Source organism: Enterococcus sp. DIV0240d, from assembly GCF_051711245.1.
Taxonomy (GTDB): domain Bacteria; phylum Bacillota; class Bacilli; order Lactobacillales; family Enterococcaceae; genus Enterococcus_D; species Enterococcus_D casseliflavus.
Window position 1 is genome coordinate 1,938,952 of sequence record NZ_JBIOMG010000001.1, and the last position, 18,668, is coordinate 1,957,619.

Sequence of the window (18,668 nt, forward strand, 5' to 3'; positions counted from 1 at the left end):
TGTCAAGAGCGCCTTGTTGAGTAAAGAAGAGGAGAGCCGCAGCCAATGTTCTTGTGTTTTCATGAAAAGGCGGCCAATTTCAAAGGGCACTACATGCTAAGTGGTTGAACTAAACTAAGATCGCCTGCCTGGTTACAAGCTGTCGTCAAGAAAAGCAGGATAAAAAAACACAGCGGGGTGTTGTCCCACTGTGTTTTGAGCAATGATTTGCCCCTGCCAAGGTATTTCTAGTATAAAGCGTTGATTCTTAAATAGCAACTCGAAAAAAACGCCTCATTCAGCAGAGCGCAGAATTTTCGTCATGGCTTTTCCTTTCGCCAATTCATCGATCAGTTTATCTAGGTAACGAATTTCTTGAACTATTGGCTCTTCGATCTCTTCTACCCGAATCCCGCAAATCACACCAGTAATCTGTTTTCGTGCAGGATTGAGCTGAGGGGCTTGCTTAAAAAAGCGTCCAAAAGAAACATCATCAGCCATCTGTTGGAGTGTTTCTTGGTCATACCCAGTCAGCCAGGTAATAATCTGATCTACTTCTTCTTTTGTCCGATTTTTCCGTTCTGCTTTGGCAATATACAGAGGATAGACTTTCGCAAAACTCATTTGGGTAATCTTTTGATTTTTCATGATAAACTCCTTTAGTCTTTACACAAAGTATACTTCATTTTTTTCTTTTTGCCGAGATTTTCAACGTTTGTTGTGTGCCAAAATAGGCGAGGGGACTAAAGGATGATTTTTTCTTCTTGTTCACGAAACCCCAATACCTTTTGTCGTGACTCGCCATCCCAATAGAGCAAGTCCAAATTCTTATGCAGCATTAGCTGTGTATATAATTCTTTCAGAGTCAGAGCAGGCTTTTTGGGTTCGAAAAATAAAATCAATTGGTTATGACTATCTTGTGCGATCGTCGTAAAAGGAATCAGGTTTTCTTTGTAAGTTAAATAAATTCCTTGGTAATCTGCTGCACTCGACGACGTTGTCAGTGCTGTCAAGAGGTCTCTTGCTCTCATAGTGAACCCGCCTTTACTGTTTTTTGTCGATAAGCATCGATATCCAATATGATTTTTGTTTTGCCGTACACCGTATACTTTTGCACCACGAATTGGTGGCGCTTATTCCAATAGCCACCCACAGTTAGAAACATGCCCTCATCAACATCCCCTAAAAAATTCAAACTGTGCTTCGCAATCAAACAGTTGGTGGTGCCTAGTGTAAAGCGGACCAAAGGGGAGGGGGCAAAGGAGATGATCCTTATTTTTGAGACAGCGCCTTTTTGTGTTTGCATCAGGTATTCCTCCTTTAGTAAGTAGTAAAAAGCGGATCATTCGTTGAGATCAAACCATTTTTTCTCTTCATAAAAAGCAACATGACGAATCTCATCATAATGGATTTTTTCTATGGTTTCTCCCGTCAAATAAATGCCCAATGTGTCGTATCCGCTGATTTTTCCGACAATATCTGGGGGATAGCCGCCTTCTTCATTGACTTCTTCTCGTTGGATCGCCACAGTTACGTTCTTTTTCATCGCTTCGAATAAGCATTGATTGATTTCTTCCGTTGTGAGTGACGGCTTAGGCGGACAATCAAACGTGCGTGTCGGCTCTTCTTCAATTTCAGTTGTATGCTCAGATAAAAAGAATCCTTGCCACTTTAGCTTTTTCCGATCTTCATATGGTTGCAGCATACCCATAGCAATCACCTCTTATCTATATAATACAAACATACGTTCTCTTTTGTAAAGCGAACAGATTTTTAAATTTCTGATTCTTCTATGAAACATCTAAAAAGTGCATCAAACAAGGGGATAGTGGCGGGTATCGTTTTTTTATACTATATATGTTATAATTTATCCTGAAGGAATCATGAACGTTTTAGAAAATAGCTGGCGAAAAAGGAGAATAGTATGTCTGGATTAATTGTGGTCCTGCTTACGATCTACTTTGCAAGTAGGAAAGATAAAGAACAGTGGCTTTTTGATCGCAAACGATTGACTATTCTGGCGCTTATGTTTGTGATCATCGGCATAAGTTGGGGCTTAAATGACAAAATAATGAAGGATCCTCGGAACCAAAATATTAGAAGTGATTTACTGTTTAATTATTCGTTCCCCTTATTGATATGTATGCTAGGTCTATTTATCAAAGAAATACCACGGTGGGGACGGATCGTGACTTTGTCATTTGGCTTTATGATTTTCGGGTATTTAGCTATGCACTATTTGATAGGGTTTCACAACCCGTATTGGGAAAATCTACAGCTAAGTCCATTGTATTGGCTACCAAGTGACTAGTCATACGAAAGTATCGCCAATGGAAACGAAAAAAAGCACTCCCTTTATTGAGTGCTTTTTTTCGGCTAAATCACTGCAGCAAGATGTTTCTTTTCCCAAAAATTGGGTTGGACCTAAGTAGCAAAGGGATCATATAAGGAGAAGTCACGACTGTTTGAATCAAACCGATTGATTCTTGACTAAACCGTATCTTTTGATCATTGCCAAAGTAAAATATGCGACGAGCGTTCCTGCAATCCCAAAAAGTAAATCGATTCGATCAGGGGTGTTCATAAAGCCCAAGACAGTCTCGCTCAATAGATTGGCAATGAGTAAGAGCAGGGGCAATAGCGTGACGGCTTTAAATGGCGCACCTACGAGAAGCCAAAAGTACCCCAGTAAGCCAATAATCAAACTAATCGAAAAATTGGAGATATGAAAATAAAAGTCAGGATACATCGAAGTAAAGAAAGAAATGTCCAAGTACTTTGATAAGTAGAGGAAGAGGGCTGTGAACACGAAAAGCAAGTAGAGGAGTGACGCCCAGATTTTTGGTAAAAAGACTAGCTTTAATTGCTTCTTCTTTTTCATTTGTATTCTCCTTTTAGAATTGTCAGCTTATACGGATGGAATTGCTTTTATCGGGTGTTAATTACACAAATGGAAAAAACAAGCTGCAAACTAGGCAAATCAGTAGTCTGCAACTCATTAATGGTAAAATGAGTTGAGGTGATAAAATGACAATAATAAACAATCAGCGATTATGGTTAGGTATAGGGATAGAAATTATTTTGCTCATATCATTCAGCATGATTATGTATTTCATCCTGACGAGTGGCAACTTGAAGCAAAACCCGTTCAGCAGTCGACGAAAAGGAAAAATAAACTTATGGGTAGCTGCTGGTTTGATTTTACTTGCCATGGTTCTAGTATTCCAAGGAATGATCAACGGCGCTTTATTCAGACTTTTTTAGCAAAATATGGACGTTTATGGCGACCTATGAACATTACAATTATATTAAATAACGAAATACCCTAAGTTATCTACATGATTTTAGGGTTCTTTTTTATCGAATCATGTAGTAGATATTTGTTGGCATTTGCAACGTCTAACTACTTGTGTCAGAATTTTGAAACGGATTGGCTATATGAATAAAGTTCTAGGTAAAAGCTCAAAGATTTTCAAAATGATTATAGCATACAATCAAACCGATTGGTTCGTGAATCAAGGCTGATAGTTTGAATCTGTATTTGCTGAGATAAAAAAGACGAATCCGTATGTAACTTGCTACAAGACCGTTAACAATCTGTTGATCAGTAAATCATAAAAAAGAATCTGAAGAAACTTGTAAAATAAGAAATTCTTAGCTTTAGTTGAAATTTAGATGAATTAGTGACAATTTCCTGATAAAAGTCATTCGGAGGGAGGTAAAATGATGCAAAATTGACTTGAACTGTCTAAAATATCACGAACTCTTTTTCGAATACAACTTTGTATAATATATATTATGTAAACTAAAATATAAAATTTTTCGAACACCGTATTTAGCGGATAATTTTACGGCTCTCCTCCCTCTTATTTAGGATTATTTTCTTCAAATTCACCTAATTGGCAGCATAATCCAAAAAAAATGGTCATTTGAGCGATAGTTTTAGATTTTGTTTGTTCTACAACTGATAAGAAAATCAACTGGCAAATTATATCTGTACCTTTATCTGTATTTGATTTTGTTGATCCTTGATTCTTTGAATTCAAGCTTTGGTTTGCAGATGCTGGCCAAACTCAATGAATCAGTCAAGTAATCGTTGTTCACGATCTTATCAGTAATGATTCGTACTTAACCCAGCAAATTTGTGCTAACTAATAGCCTAATGGGAATCTTGATCACAGGCAAACCAGCAACGATAAACAAGAAAAATGAAGTTGCGTTCAGTTTTCACCTAATCGGATCAGATTCCCATGGCGAGTCCTAACCAAGGGTTCACAGTCATCTAAGTACAATTTTCGTTTTATTGCTGCCAATAAAGCAATGACGGCAACAAAAGTTTCAAACTATGTAATACAGGATCGCCGAAAAGACAATGATCAAAATGACCAAGACAACGATTAGTTGATTTAAACGTCGAATAAGCAGGTTTTTCTTATTTTTTTCAAATTCTTTTCCTTCATTTCGATAATATTCTCTATCTTTTGTTCCCACGAGCGCCAACTCCTTTTCCCTGATTCTATCACTATCCTGAAAAAAATGGGTGCAATCAAGGTGTTTTGTACAATAAATGGCAGTATTTTGTTAGAGCCTACAATCGTATGCGTATAGCGACTAAATAAGACGACTGACGAGTTCCAAGTGATTCATAACGGCAGCTTTCCGAATAACGCCCATACCTGGGAACGACCTTTGCTGATAGGCAGCAACTAATAGCTGCAGCCCAGCTGTTTGCGTAGGATACTCTTCCTCATGCTGTAACAAAGCTTCCATGACTTCGAAAAACTTTTCTTTCTGACTTGGTAATTCTTCCTCAGAAAATAAGTGAACGATTCGCAAGTCTTGCTCTGCTGTCGGATAGATCCAATGCAAAACCAACCATTTTGAGGGATAACTGTGCTCATAATAAATTTTGCTATCGACAGAAAAATCACTAAATCCCGCATAGCCCAATTTATGATAAAGATGATGGGTTTTTGAAAATCCTTCGTCTGGACATTCTGTATAAAAACTATTTTTAGGTAAACGGGTAAACGGATCTTCCATCAGTAGTTTCGGGCCGTTGATTTTATTTAACAAACGAAACTCTTTGCTTACCAGTACCGGCAGCGTATTTTCCCGCCAATCACTAGCGAGTGCTTGGTCCGCTTGATGAATGATCCAAAGATCAGGCTTTTCTTCCACTGTCTCAATGGGCCGATCTACGATCATTGCTTTAGGGGCAGTAACATTTTGCAACTCTGCTAACCCCTCTGCCGTCAGAAAAGCCCCTGCCTGTGGATTGCGAACCAGATAAAAAGGATGCTGCTTCCTTTGAAACAGGTCAATGGTCGTCCAAAACGTTTTTGATTGCTTGACTGGTTCAATGATCGGCTGGATCGCGTCTGACAAACAATCTTGTTCCAACAGTGCTTTCAACGCCAATAAATCAAATTGTTTTCCACGAATATACGGGAAGTACATCTTCTTCTCTCCTTCTTACTCGCCTGATAAAAAACGTTTTTCCAGCGCTTCATAGGCTGATCTCGTAGCGGCCAATTCTTCTTTCAAGGCTTCAATCGCTTGCAGCTGAGTATCTTCAATAAATCGATCATAGTAATTGACTCCACCACCGAACAAGTCATACTCAGGCTGACGTTTCTTCAGTTCTTGGTACAAACGTTCTGTTGAAAATACCCGCAATCCTCGAGCAGTCTGTTTTGCTTTGCCGACTTCTCGCGCTTGTGCCGAAATCAACCGAAACAATAAGGCATTTTCTGGAACCTGCAGCTCTTGCCTTTGGGGCTTCTTTTCGACACTGAAATACCCTTTGCTGCCCGTTTCTTTTTCAAGAAACGCATGATAGACCAAAACACCAATCGTTGACCCAATCTGATCTTTAACTTTCTCATATAATGCCTTGGGTAAGACAAAATAATTATAATTCCCAATAAAAGATAGTTTTGCTTTTGAGCGAAAATCTGCCAAACTGACTTTGAGTTCGTAGCAACGCCATTCAAAGGTGTTTTCTGCCGTCAAGCGACAACTTAAGGTATCCACGATGCCGTGATCGTCTGGCATGACGACCTCTTCTACCACAATATCACTGTTTTCACGACAATAATAATAAAGTGCCTCTTCCATTTCTAAAGTTAAGGATGTCTTCACAATTTCACGACCTTTGTCTTGTTTCACCTATTATAAAACATATGTTCGCATTTTGAAAGAGGGAAATAAAGGCAGCCTATTCCTTCACCCATTCGGGCATCGGTTAACAAGAATCTCTTCAACCGTCCTCTTTGTACCGCGGAATCGTAACAAAAAAAGCAGCAAGAGCACACCAAGTTGCGTGATTAATAGACCTTTGAAGGGAAATTCAAAAGTAAAGCCTGCGGGAAGATGAAAGAAATGGAAAAAATCCTGCAGTGCTTTTTGACTAAGCCACAAACCGCTGACAAGCCCTATCAAACTAATAACAATGCTTTGAATGCCTACAAAGAAAAGTTCTTCTAAGGTGACCAACAACGGAGACTGTCCTAACAACAACCGAATATTCAGGGATTGCTGCTCCTCCCCATCAAATGAAAACGATACATGTGATTGCAGTGCCATAAAAAGGCGGCGATCAAGCCTATAGTTAGAACGCCTAGTACGAAGCGTAGCAACTGCAAAAAGAAAAGCCAACTGGCATACGTGAGATCCATCTGATTCTCACTGCTATTTGTTTCATATTGTAGCCATTGATGAAAAAACACTAGCCAATTCTCTGCAAAGTTGGCGATAATCATTAGAAGAATCGCCAATACACCACTCATCAACAAACTGTGCCTACGAAGTGCTGCGTGCCAGCCGAATTGGCAAGGATAGTAGAAGTACCGCCATTTGTTCATGATATCCCTCCTTTTGGCGTCTATTTTACAGAACTTTTCAAATTTAGACAAACATCTTCTTGTTTACATAATATAATTATGATCAAAAAAAGAGTGCAGCACACAGCCCACACTCTTTTCCCTTTAGCTATCGACGTTTACAAATACCTTGTCAGTAGCTGCAACAAACGCTGCGGAAATTCTGTTAGGTTGGAAAGATCAATAAAGCGTTCTTCCCCATAAATCGCTTTGATCACCTCTTTGTCTTGCCCAATAGCAGCTGCAAGAAACAGCACCTCTTGTCGTTCATAGTCAGCGATCACCTGCTGAATATCTTCTTTGGCTTTTACCCCTGTATAATCAGGAAGAGCTTTTGGCTGGCCATCACTTATATTCAAGAGTAATTTAGTGGTTGCCGGCTGATGAGCGAGCTTTTCAGCTAGCACGCGCAAGACAGCTCCATCACGGTTATTTTGCCGAGGCTTCATTGTCATGAGTTTCTCTGGCACAAATTCAAAGCCTTCATAGAATTCTTTGTATGCAAAAAGCGAGGTTTTTTCACGAGCGGTCACGTCCGCTGTATCGCCATAGATCATCAATGGCAAAGATAAACGTTCGGCAAAAGCATTCACCGCTAAGACCGCCTGTTGGGCATACAATATCCGATCTTCTCGAATCATCGAACCTGATTCATCGATGCGCAAAGCAAGAGCTAAGGAAGGCTGTTCGTGAGGTGGATTCTTCTTGTCAAAGGTCCGGAAATCTTGATACGCAACCTTGCTGGCATCAAAGCGTGTGCCGCTGTACTTACCTTTACTGTATGCCGAAGCTTGTTCATTTTCCAATACTTCTTGTGTTTGCTTGATCAATGACTCTACGATCGGCAGCAACGGCTGCAAACGCTGTTGGGCTTCAGTCGCTTTTTCTAAATCGACGGGTGGTCGATGAACGATCAGCCCTTCTTTGGCATGGATCGATTCTTTCAATGCTTGTCGTGCTGCCTTTGATGCCGTGGTTTTCTTTTCTTTCTCCTGGGCTTCATACGCTTCGATGGACAAAGAATGAGAAGCAGGAGCTGCCTCTTGTGTCTCACTCCCAGCTTTTGCTTGGCCATCATGACTATTGCGCTCTAGTTCTTCTGAAAACGTCGCCTCAGTTGCTGCGCTTTTCGCTTCTTGTTTGTCAGAATCACTGGTTTCCATCGTTTCCGCCTCAGTTTCTTGATTGGCGGTCTCAAGGACTTGCTCATTTTTTAGGATGGGCGTGCCTTCTTCCACTACATTGCGTTGGTCAGCCTCTTCGCTGCTGACTCTGCGTCCTTTGATTTGTTCTTTAAAGGCATTTAGCGGTTGTCCAGAAAACAAAAGCCGCAATTGCGCCAATAAGCCTGAAGCTTCTAGCGCCTGTTGTAACAGAGAAAGCTCATTTGGATCGGTAGTGATTTTGTAGAGCACTTTGCTATCAATTGCTGTAAAGGGATCTTGTCCTTGTTTGACTGCATTTAACCAATAAAAATAGGAACGCATGCCCGCCACCCCTTTGATGGCGTTGGCTTTGGCGGTCACGTCTAGTAAGCGTATGATTTCAGCCATTTTCTGTGCAGTCGTTTTGTCCAGATAATTGGTTTTGGCAATGCCTCGCTGCACCATGACTGCTAGCTCAGGTAAATCCATTTTTTCAGCATGCTGCATCCGATCTCGCAAGGATTCGTTCAAGGGGCGGTTGCCTTGGTAATTCCGATTCGTTGTGATGATCACCACACAGTCAGGGTGTCGTCGAACAAAGCCAGTCGGGATATTTAGCATCCCGTTTTGTTCAAGGGCCGAGTTTAGTGCCACTAGTACCGAAGCATCACGAATGACCGTTGGTTCTTGAATCTCAAGCAAATAGCCTTTTTCCAGCGCCCGTACGATTTCGGAGGGATAAAATTTGTATTGAATCGTCGGTTGCTGATCACTGGTTTCAATCCGTTCGATCAGTTCCGCAAATTTCGCCCGTGCCCGCTCACGAGTCAGGGAAAAATGCCGCTGGATCAATGCCAAGACATCTTCAAAACAATCACTTTGATAAATCGCATCCAGCAAGTCCTTGTCCTCTTCTTGGTCGGTATTGATCACTGGTAATAAAGCACCAAATACATCTGACTTATCCATATCCGCAAAGCAGGTGATTTTGGTGTAGGGCAGTTGCAGGTCGGCAGAAAGTGCCTTTGCCAACTGAGTCTTACCCGACCCAGCATCGCCTTCCAGCAACACATTGAAGATCTTCATCTCTGGATCCGCCCAATTCAACGCGATCTCTGAAGCAATTCGTAGTTCTTCAGCACTGGTCTGATGACTTTGTGGTTTTTTCCAAATCATGGTTTGTTCTAATTTGCTAAAAGCGCGTCCTTTCGTTACGACAAAAGACGGTTGATGTTGTGTCATGGCAATCTGCTCCTTTTCTTAATAACCTAGCTCATCTAAAAGCCGTTTCAGGATTTTGAAGCGTTCGCCGTATAGCTCGCCATCTTTTTGCAAGGAATCATAAAAAAGCAGAATGTCTTCATCGATTTTAGGATTTTCGGTGTCTACTTCAACGGTCATACGATTTCCTTGCAGGCCAATGATCTCGATCAACGGATTTTCAGGATCGTAAAACTTTTCATGGCGATAGGCCTCTTGAAAATACAAACTAGATTGCGCCACTAAGATTGCTAGATCTAAGATTCTAGTGAGGGGTAGTTCTTCTGACTGACGAGACCATTTTTCACCTGTATGGCGCCAAACCTTGCCTGAGATATCGACTTTTCCGCGATCATTCCATTGTGCTAATCCGAGGGAAAGGCCTTTTGCATCTGTATGTAACGCATTTTTTCCGTCAACAGTATCATAGTCTTCCACTTTAATGACGGGCTTATGTTTCAAGTTTTCTGGTATTTTCATTATTCTCACTCCTTGTTTAGTAAATTAGTAATTTACTAGATAGAGTAAGTATAATGAGGAAGCTGGTTTGGAACAAGCAAAAGGTCTTTTCTAGTAGCTAGGGACAGATGTTTATAGAAAAAGCACTTGATAAGAAGCATCTAAAAACAAACGCTCTTAAAAAGTACTTTTTTATGACGCATTACTTCACTAACTCAATTGATTGAAAAAAAGGCGCAACGCTTGTTTTCTCTGATGTGTAAGCTGCGCTTTAGGAATGCCTTGGATCGCCCCTTCAATGCCGTAGAGCATATGCAAGCAAGCGCCCGCATCGCATTGGTGGCGGATAGCTAGAAAAACCTCTTCGGCCGTTTTTGTGCGTAGTTGTTCAGGGGTATTGATGCCGATACGAACCAGGTGATCCGCTAAAACCTGACCTACATTTGGTAATTTTTGCAGTTCATTCATAGGTTTCTCCTTTTTGATTGTGGTCATCTTGCTCCTCTTTCTCTTGACGAATCAACGCATAGAGCTTCATATCGAACAGCTGCTGGTTTTTCTCCGCATGCTTTCGCAAAACGCCTTCTAACGTAAAACCTGCCTTTTCCAACACACGACAAGAGGAATGATTCTTCGCAAAAGATTCAGCAGACATACGAACAATAGTTGATGTAGTAAATACATAGTCACATAGTTGCTGAACAGCTTGGGTCATCAAGCCTTTTCCCCAATACTCTTGTGCAATCGAGTAGCCAATCTCAGCCGTTCTATAATGGATATTTTCTTTGCGAACAGCACGGATACTGCCGACTGCTCGGTCATCCACAGTGATCGCAAAGGCAAATTCTGCTTCCTCCACAGATCGAATATAGGCTTGTGCATCTGCGACCGTATATGGGAATGGCAACCCATCTCGTAAATAATCGTGGATGGTTTGATTGTTTAACGCATGGGCTAAATCTTGCGCATCGCTCATTTGCCACCTTCTTAAGGAACACTTCATAGCAATTCCTCCTTTGTCAGTCCTTCATTTTGATCCTATTGTACGAGTTTGTGTGATTTTTTACAAGCGAATCTCAAAAAAGCAGAAAAAAGAACCAGCTAGACAAACGTCTAACTGGTTCTTACATACATCGTCTTGAAAAGATAATGGCGTGATAAACATAGAAAAAATAAAAATTATTGCGCTGAAATAGCGATCCCAATGGCTTTTTCTCCTAAATGCGTGCCGATAACTGGTCCGAAGTGACCAATCTCAATTTCTGCATTTGGGTATTTCGCTTGTAGCTTCGCTTTTTCTTCTTTCGCTACTTCTAAATTATTGGCGTGGATTACATAAAATTTAACAGGCAATGCGATTTCTTGCTCCCGTTGACCAATGATATCTTCTGCGCGATTGAATGCTTTTTTACTGGAACGAATGCGCTCGTAAAGCACAATTTTTCCTTGATCAAAGGTCAAGATCGGTTTGATTTTTAATAATCCGCCAATCAAGGCTGCCCCATTGGTTAAGCGACCGCCGCGAACCAAGTTATTCAAGTCGTCCACGATCAAATAGGCATAGGTATTGTCTCTGATAGTGTCCAGATGGGAAATGATCTCTTCGACGGTTTTGCCTTGACTTGATAGATCAAGAGCGGTTTCTACCATGTGACCCATCGGCATACTTGTGATTTTCGAATCGTAAGGAATGATTTGAACATCTTCGATTTCATCGGTGATTCCATACAGCGTTCCGATAAATCCAGAGATCCCGCTTGATAAGTGGATACTAATGATCGTGTCGTAACCGCGATCTTTCAATGACTCATATAAGGCTAACACTTCTCCTAATACCGGTTGAGAAGTGGTTGGGAATTCTTTGCTGTTTTTCAGCAAAGCGTAATACTCATCAGCTTCAATGTCGATACCCTCATTGTAGACTTTTCCATCTAAAATAACAGGAATCGGTATGATAAACAAATCTTCATGGTTTTTGATCCGTTCCGGCAGATAAGCTGTACTGTCAGTAACAACGGCTAATTTCATTCTTTTTCCTCGTTTCAACAAATTTCAAACGTCATTAATAATATAGCATAAATTTACTTACTTTCAAATGGTTTTCAGAACTTTTCATTCTGCTTACTCATTAAGAAAATTCCTGATCGCTTGTTGATTGGTTTCAAGATTGACGACTAACACACTTCCAGCACTCGCACTTGAACCGTATTGCCAAGAGTCAGCGACTGGGACAGTCAAGCTGTCGACTCCTCCCGCCCCTCGAGCAATCGAGAAGGTATTTTTTAATAGGAAAGACATTGGCAGGTTGGTGGAAGCATAGCCTAAGACTTTTCCTGCTGCATAAGGCAATTTTAAAATAGCTAAAGGATTTTTCATTTCGCTAAAGATCGCATCCATTACTTGCTGCTGTCGTCTTACACGACCGAAGTCACCTTCTTCGTCCATCCGAAAGCGTGCGTATTGCAACAGCTCAAGCCCATTCATTTGTTGTTGCCCTTGTTTGATGGCAACTTCAAGATTTTTACTCATATCTTTTTCCGCGTTGATAGCAACACCTGAGGGAAACAGTGTGTCGATCACTTTTTCAAAGGAACGAAAGTCAACTTTTGCATAATAGTTGGTTTCTAGCCCGAAATTCTCCGCTAATGTTTGTCTGACTAAATCAGCACCACCAAAGGCATACGCCGCGTTGATCTTGTTTTCGCCATAACCGGGAATCGTAACTAAAGTATCCCGCATAAAGGAAAGCAGCTTCGGTTGCTTACTGGGACCATCTAATTGCAAAACCATAATAGTGTCTGCGCGTCCAGCTTCTCCTTCACGACTATCACTACCAATGAGCAATATATTACGAGCACCATTAGCAGCGGCCGTACCATTAAAGGTCTCTTCATCAGTCGTAGCAAAAGCAGCGTCACTTCTTGCGACTTGCCGACCGACAAGAAACGCAATCAATGAATAGGCAAAAAGCACCAATAGTACCCGAACCACAATACGTAGAACTGGGTGCTTCCGCTTTTTCTTTTGTTTGGGTTGCTTGGTCTTCTTAAACTTTTGCGGTTTTTGTTTGCTTTGTTCCTGACCTTGATGCATCGCAGGTCCCTGAGCAGATAGCGGGGGGATTGCGCTTTTTCGTCCCTCAGATTTTTTTATTCCTACTTGTGACTGTTTTCGGGAACTTTGAGCCGCACGAGGGTCGCTTGCCCTAGGATGCTCGGTGTTTTGAGACAAAATGTCTCTTACTGGCTCATCAGCAGACGAAGTAGAATCACTCGGTCTGACGCGCTGGTTTCTTCTTTTGGCTTCTCGGCGGGCAAAGATACTTTCTTTGGCTGCCTGACTGGATTCCTTTTCTAGCCGTTCATGCAGTTTTTTATTTTTTTCCATCCTGCTCATTGCTTCTGATCCTCCAACTAAAAAATAGCTCTCTGTCTATAAGGATACCCTAGACCTTATAGAAAGAAAGCTATTTTCTGAAATTTTAACCTTTTTCTAGGAAATTTCTTCATTTTTCTACCTTAGATGCTTTGATGCTCCTTGTCGTGTGCTCACAAATCCTGCTTGCTCATAAAATGATTTCACTTGATTTGCCGACCAAAAGTTTAGTGAGAGATCATCGAAGCCTTTTTCCAACGCAACGTTTTCAGCAAATTCCAACAATTGTTTTCCAATATGCATCCCTTGGTACCGAGGGTCAACAGCGATTGCTGCAATTTCCAGCCACTTTCGTTCATGCATCATCGCATTTTGTGGCAAACGGACCTCTTGAAGATGCACAAAGCCACAAGGCTGTTCCGCCAACCAAGCGATAAAAAAGTGGTGGCTTGGCTCTTGCAGCTGCTGTGTGATTGCTTGTTCAAATCTTGGTTGATCAAAGGGCTTAAAAATCGTTGGGTACCATTGATGGTGCTGTGTTTGGATCTCTTTATGAAACGTTGCTAAAAGTGTTTCATCTTGGCTAATTCTTATTTTGACTTGAGTCATTTTTTGTCACGTCCTCAACAACATTTACCGAATACACGCCGAGAAGATGGACGTGTCCACCCAACAACTGAATCTCTTCAAAGGCATTTACAATCAGTTGCCACGGTTTGTCCATCACCAGATCGATCACGAAAAAGTATTCCCCTAAGGTGGTTTTTGACGGCCGCGATTCAATTTTACTTAAATCAATTTCTCGCCAGCCAAAGGTTGCTAAGATTTTGTGCAAGATTCCCGGGCGATTTGCTGGCAGCGTCACAAAAATCGTTGCTTTCTCGACGGTCTGCTCTGGTAATTGGGTGTTTGCTGCTTTCTTCGTCAAAGCCCAAAAACGGGTTTGATTAAAGGCAACATCTTGAATATTGGTTTCTTTGATCGTTAACTGATAAGCCAAAGCGGCTTCTTTGGAAGCAATCGCTGCAACTGCTTCTTCTGGATGTTTTGCTACGTAGGCTGCTGCAGTCGTTGTGGAAGCAACCGCCTCAACAGTAGCTCCAGCAAATCTGGCTTCGATGAAGTCGGCACATTGCGCCAAGGCTTGCGGATGAGAAATTATCTTAGTGATAGGACGGTTGTCTTTTGCTGTTTGCTGAGAAACTAACAATTGATGATTGATCGGTAAAATAATTTCCTGTTCGATGCTCAATTGATTTTGACGAAACAGTGTATCAATAGTGGCATGAACGGACCCTTCTAATGAGTTCTCGTTCGGAACGACCGCGCGATCGATCACACCGTTAGCTAGCGCTTGAATACAAAGTGGAATCGATCCATAAGGGATACAGGCATTTTCTGGATACGCTTCTTGCGCAGCTAAATGCGTAAAGGAACTTTTCGGTCCTAAATAACCAATCTTCATTTTATGCACCTGCTTTGATCAAGATTTCCTGTACGATTTCTTCTGGTGTTTTGTTCGTCGTTTCAACGATCAATGAAGCAGTTTCTTCATAAAGAGGGATCCGAGGACGGTAAACAGCCAATATTTCTTCTGGTGATTTTGAGACGACTAAGGGGCGAATGCTGCCAGTATCCGCCTTTAAGCGATGGATCAGTTCCTCGGGATCTGTTTTTAAATACACGACGAGCGGCATCTCTTTTAAAAGCTGACGATTTTCTTCTTTTAATACGATGCCCCCACCAGTGGAAATAATTTGTTCCTTTGCCAAAGTTTTAGCTAAAATATCCGTTTCGATTTTGCGAAAGGCTTCCTCACCGTGTTGATCGAAAAAGTCTTGAATGGTCATGCCGATCTCAGCAACGATCAAGTCATCAAAATCCACATGAGACTGGTTCGTTTCTTCAGCCAAAAGACAACCAATCGTGGTTTTTCCAGCACCCATAAAGCCAATTAATATCACTTTTTTCACTCGCTGTTTCCTCCTTTAGCCAAACGTGCGACATCCTCAAAAAAATCAGGATAAGAAACTGCTACGGCTTCGGCTTTTTCTAATTCTACCTCTTCATCTGTCAATAAGGCGGCAATTTGCAGCATCATGCCGATGCGATGGTCCCCCCGACTTGACACTCGACCGCCATGCAAAGGGGTTGGACCGTTGATGATCAAGCCGTCCTCGGTGGGAGTGATGTCCGCTCCTAGTTTTGTCAACTCTTCGGCAGTTGCATCAATTCGGTTGGTTTCTTTTACTTTTAGTTCTTCCGCATCTTTGATCACCGTTTTGCCATGCGCCTGCGTGGCTAACAACGCAATGATCGGCAATTCATCGATCAAGCGTGGGATAATATCGCCAGCGATGGTTACTGCCTGCAAGGTAGAACTTTGAACGGTAAGGTCAGCTGATTGATTCTTATCGTCTTGATTAGAAAAAGCAATCGAAGCACCCATCTCCTCTAGCACGTCAAGAATTCCTGTACGAGTGGGGTTGATCCCGACATTTCTTAAAACGATCTCACTTTCTGGCATAATCGCGCCGGCTGTTAAGAAAAAGGCAGCGGAGGAAATATCACCGGGAACAACTACTTCTTGCCCTTGGAGTGTTTGAGGTCCCGTCACAGTGATCGTTTTACCTTGTGTTGTGATGACACCACCGAATTGACGGATCATTTCTTCGGTGTGGTTGCGGCTTGTTTCTTTTTCAATGATCGTAGATGTACCTTGTGCTTGTAGTGCCGCAAAAATCAGTGCTGATTTTACTTGAGCACTTGCTACGGGCATCTGATAATTGATGGGATGTAATGAAGCCGTGCCATTGATGGTGATCGGTGGGAACTCCGTCTGTTCATGCCCTCTCACATTGGCACCCATTTCTCTTAACGGCAGCATCACGCGATTCATTGGTCGTCTATTCAATGAGTCATCACCGAATAAGGAAGTTGTAAATGGCTGTCCAGCCAAAATCCCCATCATTAGACGAATCGTTGTGCCAGAATTACCGATATCGATTGGTTCGTCAGCAGGCTTAAGACCATTAAAGCCCTGTCCTTCAATCGTGATCGTCTGACCGTCATCATGGATCGGAACCCCTAATGATTGAAATGCATGAAGGGTGCTATAGCAGTCTTCTCCACGTAAGAAATTTCGGACAGTCGTTGTTCCTTCAGCTAACGCCCCGAACATGATACTGCGATGTGAGATCGATTTGTCAGCAGGGACCGCTATCGTCCCTTTTAAATGTGTTGCTTTTTTTAGTTTCATCCCAGCCTCCTATTTTTTTCGACACGAATAGGTCGTCTTGTTTTGGATCAGCTGCTCTGCTTGCAGCAAATCATTTTGCGTTTTGAATGAAATCTGTAAAACACCAATGATGTCTTCTCGAGTTTCAAGAATTTTTAAGTTGATCAAAGAGAGCTGATGTTCGCTCAATAGCCCCGTCACTTCAGCGACAACACCGGGATGATCCGGTACATCGATGAATAGATCATAGAATGCCGGGATCGCGCCATTTTGATGAACCGGCAATTGATCCCGTGTTTCCTTCGCGGATTCAAAGAACCGAAAGATCGCCCGTTCGTCTTTTTCCTGCAACCAGTGAGCCATGGTCGTCATTTGTTTTTGCCACTCATCGATCAGCTGCAGTAGTTCCTGTCGATTACTCAATAAGATATCGGTCCACATGCGAGGATCTGAAGAAGCGATGCGAGTGATATCGCGAAAACCGCCTGCTGCAAGTTGTTGCGCTCTGGGGTGGGCTTGGTTGAAAGCGTCTGCCTGATTGACTAATCCAGAAGCAATAATATGGGGCAAATGGCTCAACATCCCTGTGATTTGATCATGCTCTTTTGGCGCAAGCGCCACATATTTGGCTCTGGTGCCGCGAAAAAGCTCTTGCAGCTCTTCCATCCGCTGACTTTTCGTCGGTGTGAAGATATAGTAAGCATTCTCGAAAAGGTTCTCATCGGCTGCTGTGATCCCTGATTTATGAGAGCCAGCCATCGGATGGCCCCCAATAAAATCAAAGGAAAAGGACTCGGCGAATTGGGTGATTTCCGCTTTGGTACTGCCGGTGTCTGTTACTAGCACCGAAGGCTTTAATGAAAGTACCCCCAGTTCGGCAAGATATTTTTTGGTGATCTCTACCGGCAATGCCAACAAAATCACGTCGGCACGGACAGCACCTTCAGAAAATGAAGGGGGCACTTCGTCTACTAAACTTGTTGCTAATGCGATCTCATTGGTTTCCTGACAATCCCAGCCCATCAAATGCACTTGCGGATGTGCCTTTTTGATACATTTTGCTAAGGAAGCGCCGATCAATCCTAGACCGGCGACAAAGATATTTTGGTTCATGAAAAGAATCCTCATTTCTACTGGAATTTTTGCTGGTTCTATAATCAGTAGGTTAACAAGTATTCTCGATACGCTTGAACAGATGCAGTCAATTCTGCGAATGAATCACTTGGGAACTTTTCTAATAGTTCATTGGCCACCACTGTCGCCACCACACTCTCACAAACAACACTGGCTGCTGGTACAGCGGTGCTATCTGAGCGTTCGACGCTTGCTTTATACGGTTCTTTGCTGTCGATATCCACACTTTGCAATGGCTTGTACAAGGTCGGGATCGGCTTCATAACACCACGAACCACGATTGGTTCACCGTTCGTCATGCCGCCTTCAAACCCACCAAGGTTGTTGCTGCGACGGGTATAGCCTCGTTGTTCGTCCCATAAAATCTCATCCATGACTTTGGAGCCGGGCAAAACACCAGCCTCAAAGCCAACGCCGAACTCAGCACCTTTAAAGGCATTAATGCTGACCACGGCTTGGGCGATTTTCGCATCAAGTTTTTTGTCCCATTGCACGTAACTGCCTAAACCAGCAGGAACGCCGCCAACAAGTACTTCCACTACACCGCCGATCGTATCGCCATTTTTCTTCGTTTGATCGATCAGCTGCTTGATTTCTTCTTCGACTGACGGATCTAACACCCTTACTTCTGAAGCTTCAGAGCGTTCTGCGATTTCTTTGACGGTCAACCCTTCAGGAATTTCCGCTTTGATGCCGCCTAACATTGTTACATGACCCGCCACATCGATGCCAAGCTCCTTTAAAATTTTCTTCGCGATTGCTCCGATGGCTACCCGCATGGTCGTTTCACGAGCAGATGAGCGTTCCAAAACGTTTCGTAAATCTTGATGATGGTATTTCATGCCGCCGACTAAGTCAGCATGACCAGGTCTTGGTCGTGCCACTCGTCGTAGTTTGCGGTCTTTTTCTGGTACCTCTTCGATCGCCATGACCTTGGTCCAGTTTTTCCAATCTTTGTTCTCAACCACTAAAGTCACAGGAGAGCCTAGTGTTTTTCCATGACGGATACCCGAAGTGATACGGACTTGGTCTTTTTCAATCAGCATCCGTCCCCCACGGCCATAGCCGGTTTGTCGTCTCGCTAATTCAAAATTAATGTCTTCTGCTGTTAATGGCAATCCTGCCGGTAAACCTTCGATAATGGCGGTCAACTCTGGTCCATGTGATTCGCCTGCTGTAATATAACGCATGATC

At 42.4% G+C, this 18,668-nt stretch carries 22 protein-coding genes; 1 reads left to right on the top strand and 21 read right to left on the bottom strand.

Annotated elements, in window-relative coordinates:
• Window positions 1-273: 273 nt before the first annotated feature.
• The 4 genes from IGJ25_RS09075 to IGJ25_RS09090 form a co-directional block, all read right to left on the bottom strand.
• Window positions 274-627, bottom strand: coding sequence for a DUF2200 domain-containing protein (locus IGJ25_RS09075; RefSeq protein WP_081116305.1), 354 nt, complete (start codon window positions 625-627; stop codon window positions 274-276).
• 95 nt (window positions 628-722) lie between these two features.
• Window positions 723-1,010, bottom strand: coding sequence for a hypothetical protein (locus IGJ25_RS09080; protein ID WP_005226077.1), 288 nt, complete (start codon window positions 1,008-1,010; stop codon window positions 723-725).
• Entirely contained in the window at window positions 1,007-1,285 is a 279-nt protein-coding gene (locus IGJ25_RS09085) for a hypothetical protein (protein WP_438779254.1), read from the bottom strand. Before IGJ25_RS09085 ends, IGJ25_RS09080 begins: the two co-directional genes overlap by 4 nt.
• A 36-nt stretch (window positions 1,286-1,321) precedes the next feature.
• Entirely contained in the window at window positions 1,322-1,690 is a 369-nt protein-coding gene (locus IGJ25_RS09090) for a hypothetical protein (RefSeq protein ID WP_034868585.1), read from the bottom strand.
• Window positions 1,691-1,903: 213 nt separating this feature from the next.
• Between IGJ25_RS09090 and IGJ25_RS09095 the strand changes: the two genes are divergently transcribed.
• On the top strand, window positions 1,904-2,290 hold the full coding sequence (locus IGJ25_RS09095) for a hypothetical protein (protein ID WP_081116306.1): 387 nt from the start codon (window positions 1,904-1,906) through the stop codon (window positions 2,288-2,290).
• Between the two features lie 159 nt (window positions 2,291-2,449).
• Here IGJ25_RS09095 and IGJ25_RS09100 read toward each other — a convergent pair whose 3' ends face one another.
• From IGJ25_RS09100 to aroC, 17 genes are all read right to left on the bottom strand, one after another.
• Window positions 2,450-2,860, bottom strand: a complete 411-nt coding sequence (locus IGJ25_RS09100) for a hypothetical protein (RefSeq protein WP_081116307.1) — start codon at window positions 2,858-2,860, stop codon at window positions 2,450-2,452.
• Between the two features lie 1,730 nt (window positions 2,861-4,590).
• Window positions 4,591-5,439 carry a sce7725 family protein gene (locus IGJ25_RS09105; RefSeq protein ID WP_225000841.1) on the bottom strand — a complete coding sequence of 283 codons (849 nt, stop codon included), beginning with the start codon at window positions 5,437-5,439 and terminating at the stop codon, window positions 4,591-4,593.
• 15 nt (window positions 5,440-5,454) lie between these two features.
• Complete coding sequence (locus IGJ25_RS09110) at window positions 5,455-6,123, bottom strand: hypothetical protein (protein WP_225000842.1); 669 nt, start codon at window positions 6,121-6,123, stop codon at window positions 5,455-5,457.
• Between the two features lie 84 nt (window positions 6,124-6,207).
• The gene (locus tag IGJ25_RS09115; RefSeq protein WP_225000843.1) at window positions 6,208-6,480 is read right to left on the bottom strand and encodes a hypothetical protein; all 273 of its coding nucleotides are present in this window, start codon (window positions 6,478-6,480) and stop codon (window positions 6,208-6,210) included.
• A 29-nt stretch (window positions 6,481-6,509) separates the two neighbouring features.
• The gene (locus IGJ25_RS09120; RefSeq protein WP_225000844.1) at window positions 6,510-6,845 is read right to left on the bottom strand and encodes a hypothetical protein; all 336 of its coding nucleotides are present in this window, start codon (window positions 6,843-6,845) and stop codon (window positions 6,510-6,512) included.
• A gap of 137 nt (window positions 6,846-6,982) precedes the next feature.
• On the bottom strand, window positions 6,983-9,250 hold the full coding sequence (locus IGJ25_RS09125) for an AAA family ATPase (RefSeq protein WP_225000845.1): 2,268 nt from the start codon (window positions 9,248-9,250) through the stop codon (window positions 6,983-6,985).
• 18 nt (window positions 9,251-9,268) lie between these two features.
• Complete coding sequence (locus IGJ25_RS09130; protein ID WP_005235941.1) at window positions 9,269-9,748, bottom strand: DUF6530 family protein; 480 nt, start codon at window positions 9,746-9,748, stop codon at window positions 9,269-9,271.
• Between the two features lie 189 nt (window positions 9,749-9,937).
• Window positions 9,938-10,195 (bottom strand): TfoX/Sxy family protein, encoded by a 258-nt coding sequence (locus tag IGJ25_RS09135; RefSeq protein ID WP_225000846.1) that lies wholly within the window; start codon window positions 10,193-10,195, stop codon window positions 9,938-9,940.
• Window positions 10,188-10,730, bottom strand: a complete 543-nt coding sequence (locus IGJ25_RS09140; RefSeq protein WP_225000847.1) for a GNAT family N-acetyltransferase — start codon at window positions 10,728-10,730, stop codon at window positions 10,188-10,190. Before IGJ25_RS09140 ends, IGJ25_RS09135 begins: the two co-directional genes overlap by 8 nt.
• Window positions 10,731-10,906: 176 nt before the next feature.
• Complete coding sequence (locus IGJ25_RS09145) at window positions 10,907-11,755, bottom strand: DegV family protein (RefSeq protein WP_225000848.1); 849 nt, start codon at window positions 11,753-11,755, stop codon at window positions 10,907-10,909.
• 93 nt (window positions 11,756-11,848) lie between these two features.
• Window positions 11,849-13,123, bottom strand: coding sequence for an LCP family protein (locus IGJ25_RS09150; RefSeq protein ID WP_225000849.1), 1,275 nt, complete (start codon window positions 13,121-13,123; stop codon window positions 11,849-11,851).
• Between the two features lie 117 nt (window positions 13,124-13,240).
• A complete protein-coding gene (locus IGJ25_RS09155) occupies window positions 13,241-13,711 on the bottom strand; it encodes a GNAT family N-acetyltransferase (protein ID WP_225000850.1) in 471 nt (156 codons plus the stop codon).
• Window positions 13,686-14,567, bottom strand: a complete 882-nt coding sequence (pheA, locus tag IGJ25_RS09160; RefSeq protein WP_225000851.1) for a prephenate dehydratase — start codon at window positions 14,565-14,567, stop codon at window positions 13,686-13,688. Before pheA ends, IGJ25_RS09155 begins: the two co-directional genes overlap by 26 nt.
• A 1-nt stretch (window position 14,568) precedes the next feature.
• Complete coding sequence (locus IGJ25_RS09165) at window positions 14,569-15,075, bottom strand: shikimate kinase (protein ID WP_225000852.1); 507 nt, start codon at window positions 15,073-15,075, stop codon at window positions 14,569-14,571.
• The gene (aroA, locus tag IGJ25_RS09170; protein WP_225000853.1) at window positions 15,072-16,361 is read right to left on the bottom strand and encodes a 3-phosphoshikimate 1-carboxyvinyltransferase; all 1,290 of its coding nucleotides are present in this window, start codon (window positions 16,359-16,361) and stop codon (window positions 15,072-15,074) included. The genes IGJ25_RS09165 and aroA overlap by 4 nt, the downstream gene beginning before the upstream one ends.
• 9 nt (window positions 16,362-16,370) lie before the next feature.
• The gene (locus IGJ25_RS09175; RefSeq protein ID WP_034868604.1) at window positions 16,371-17,453 is read right to left on the bottom strand and encodes a prephenate dehydrogenase; all 1,083 of its coding nucleotides are present in this window, start codon (window positions 17,451-17,453) and stop codon (window positions 16,371-16,373) included.
• 44 nt (window positions 17,454-17,497) lie between these two features.
• Window positions 17,498-18,664 (bottom strand): chorismate synthase, encoded by a 1,167-nt coding sequence (gene aroC, locus IGJ25_RS09180; RefSeq protein ID WP_005226098.1) that lies wholly within the window; start codon window positions 18,662-18,664, stop codon window positions 17,498-17,500.
• Window positions 18,665-18,668: the final 4 nt, after the last annotated feature.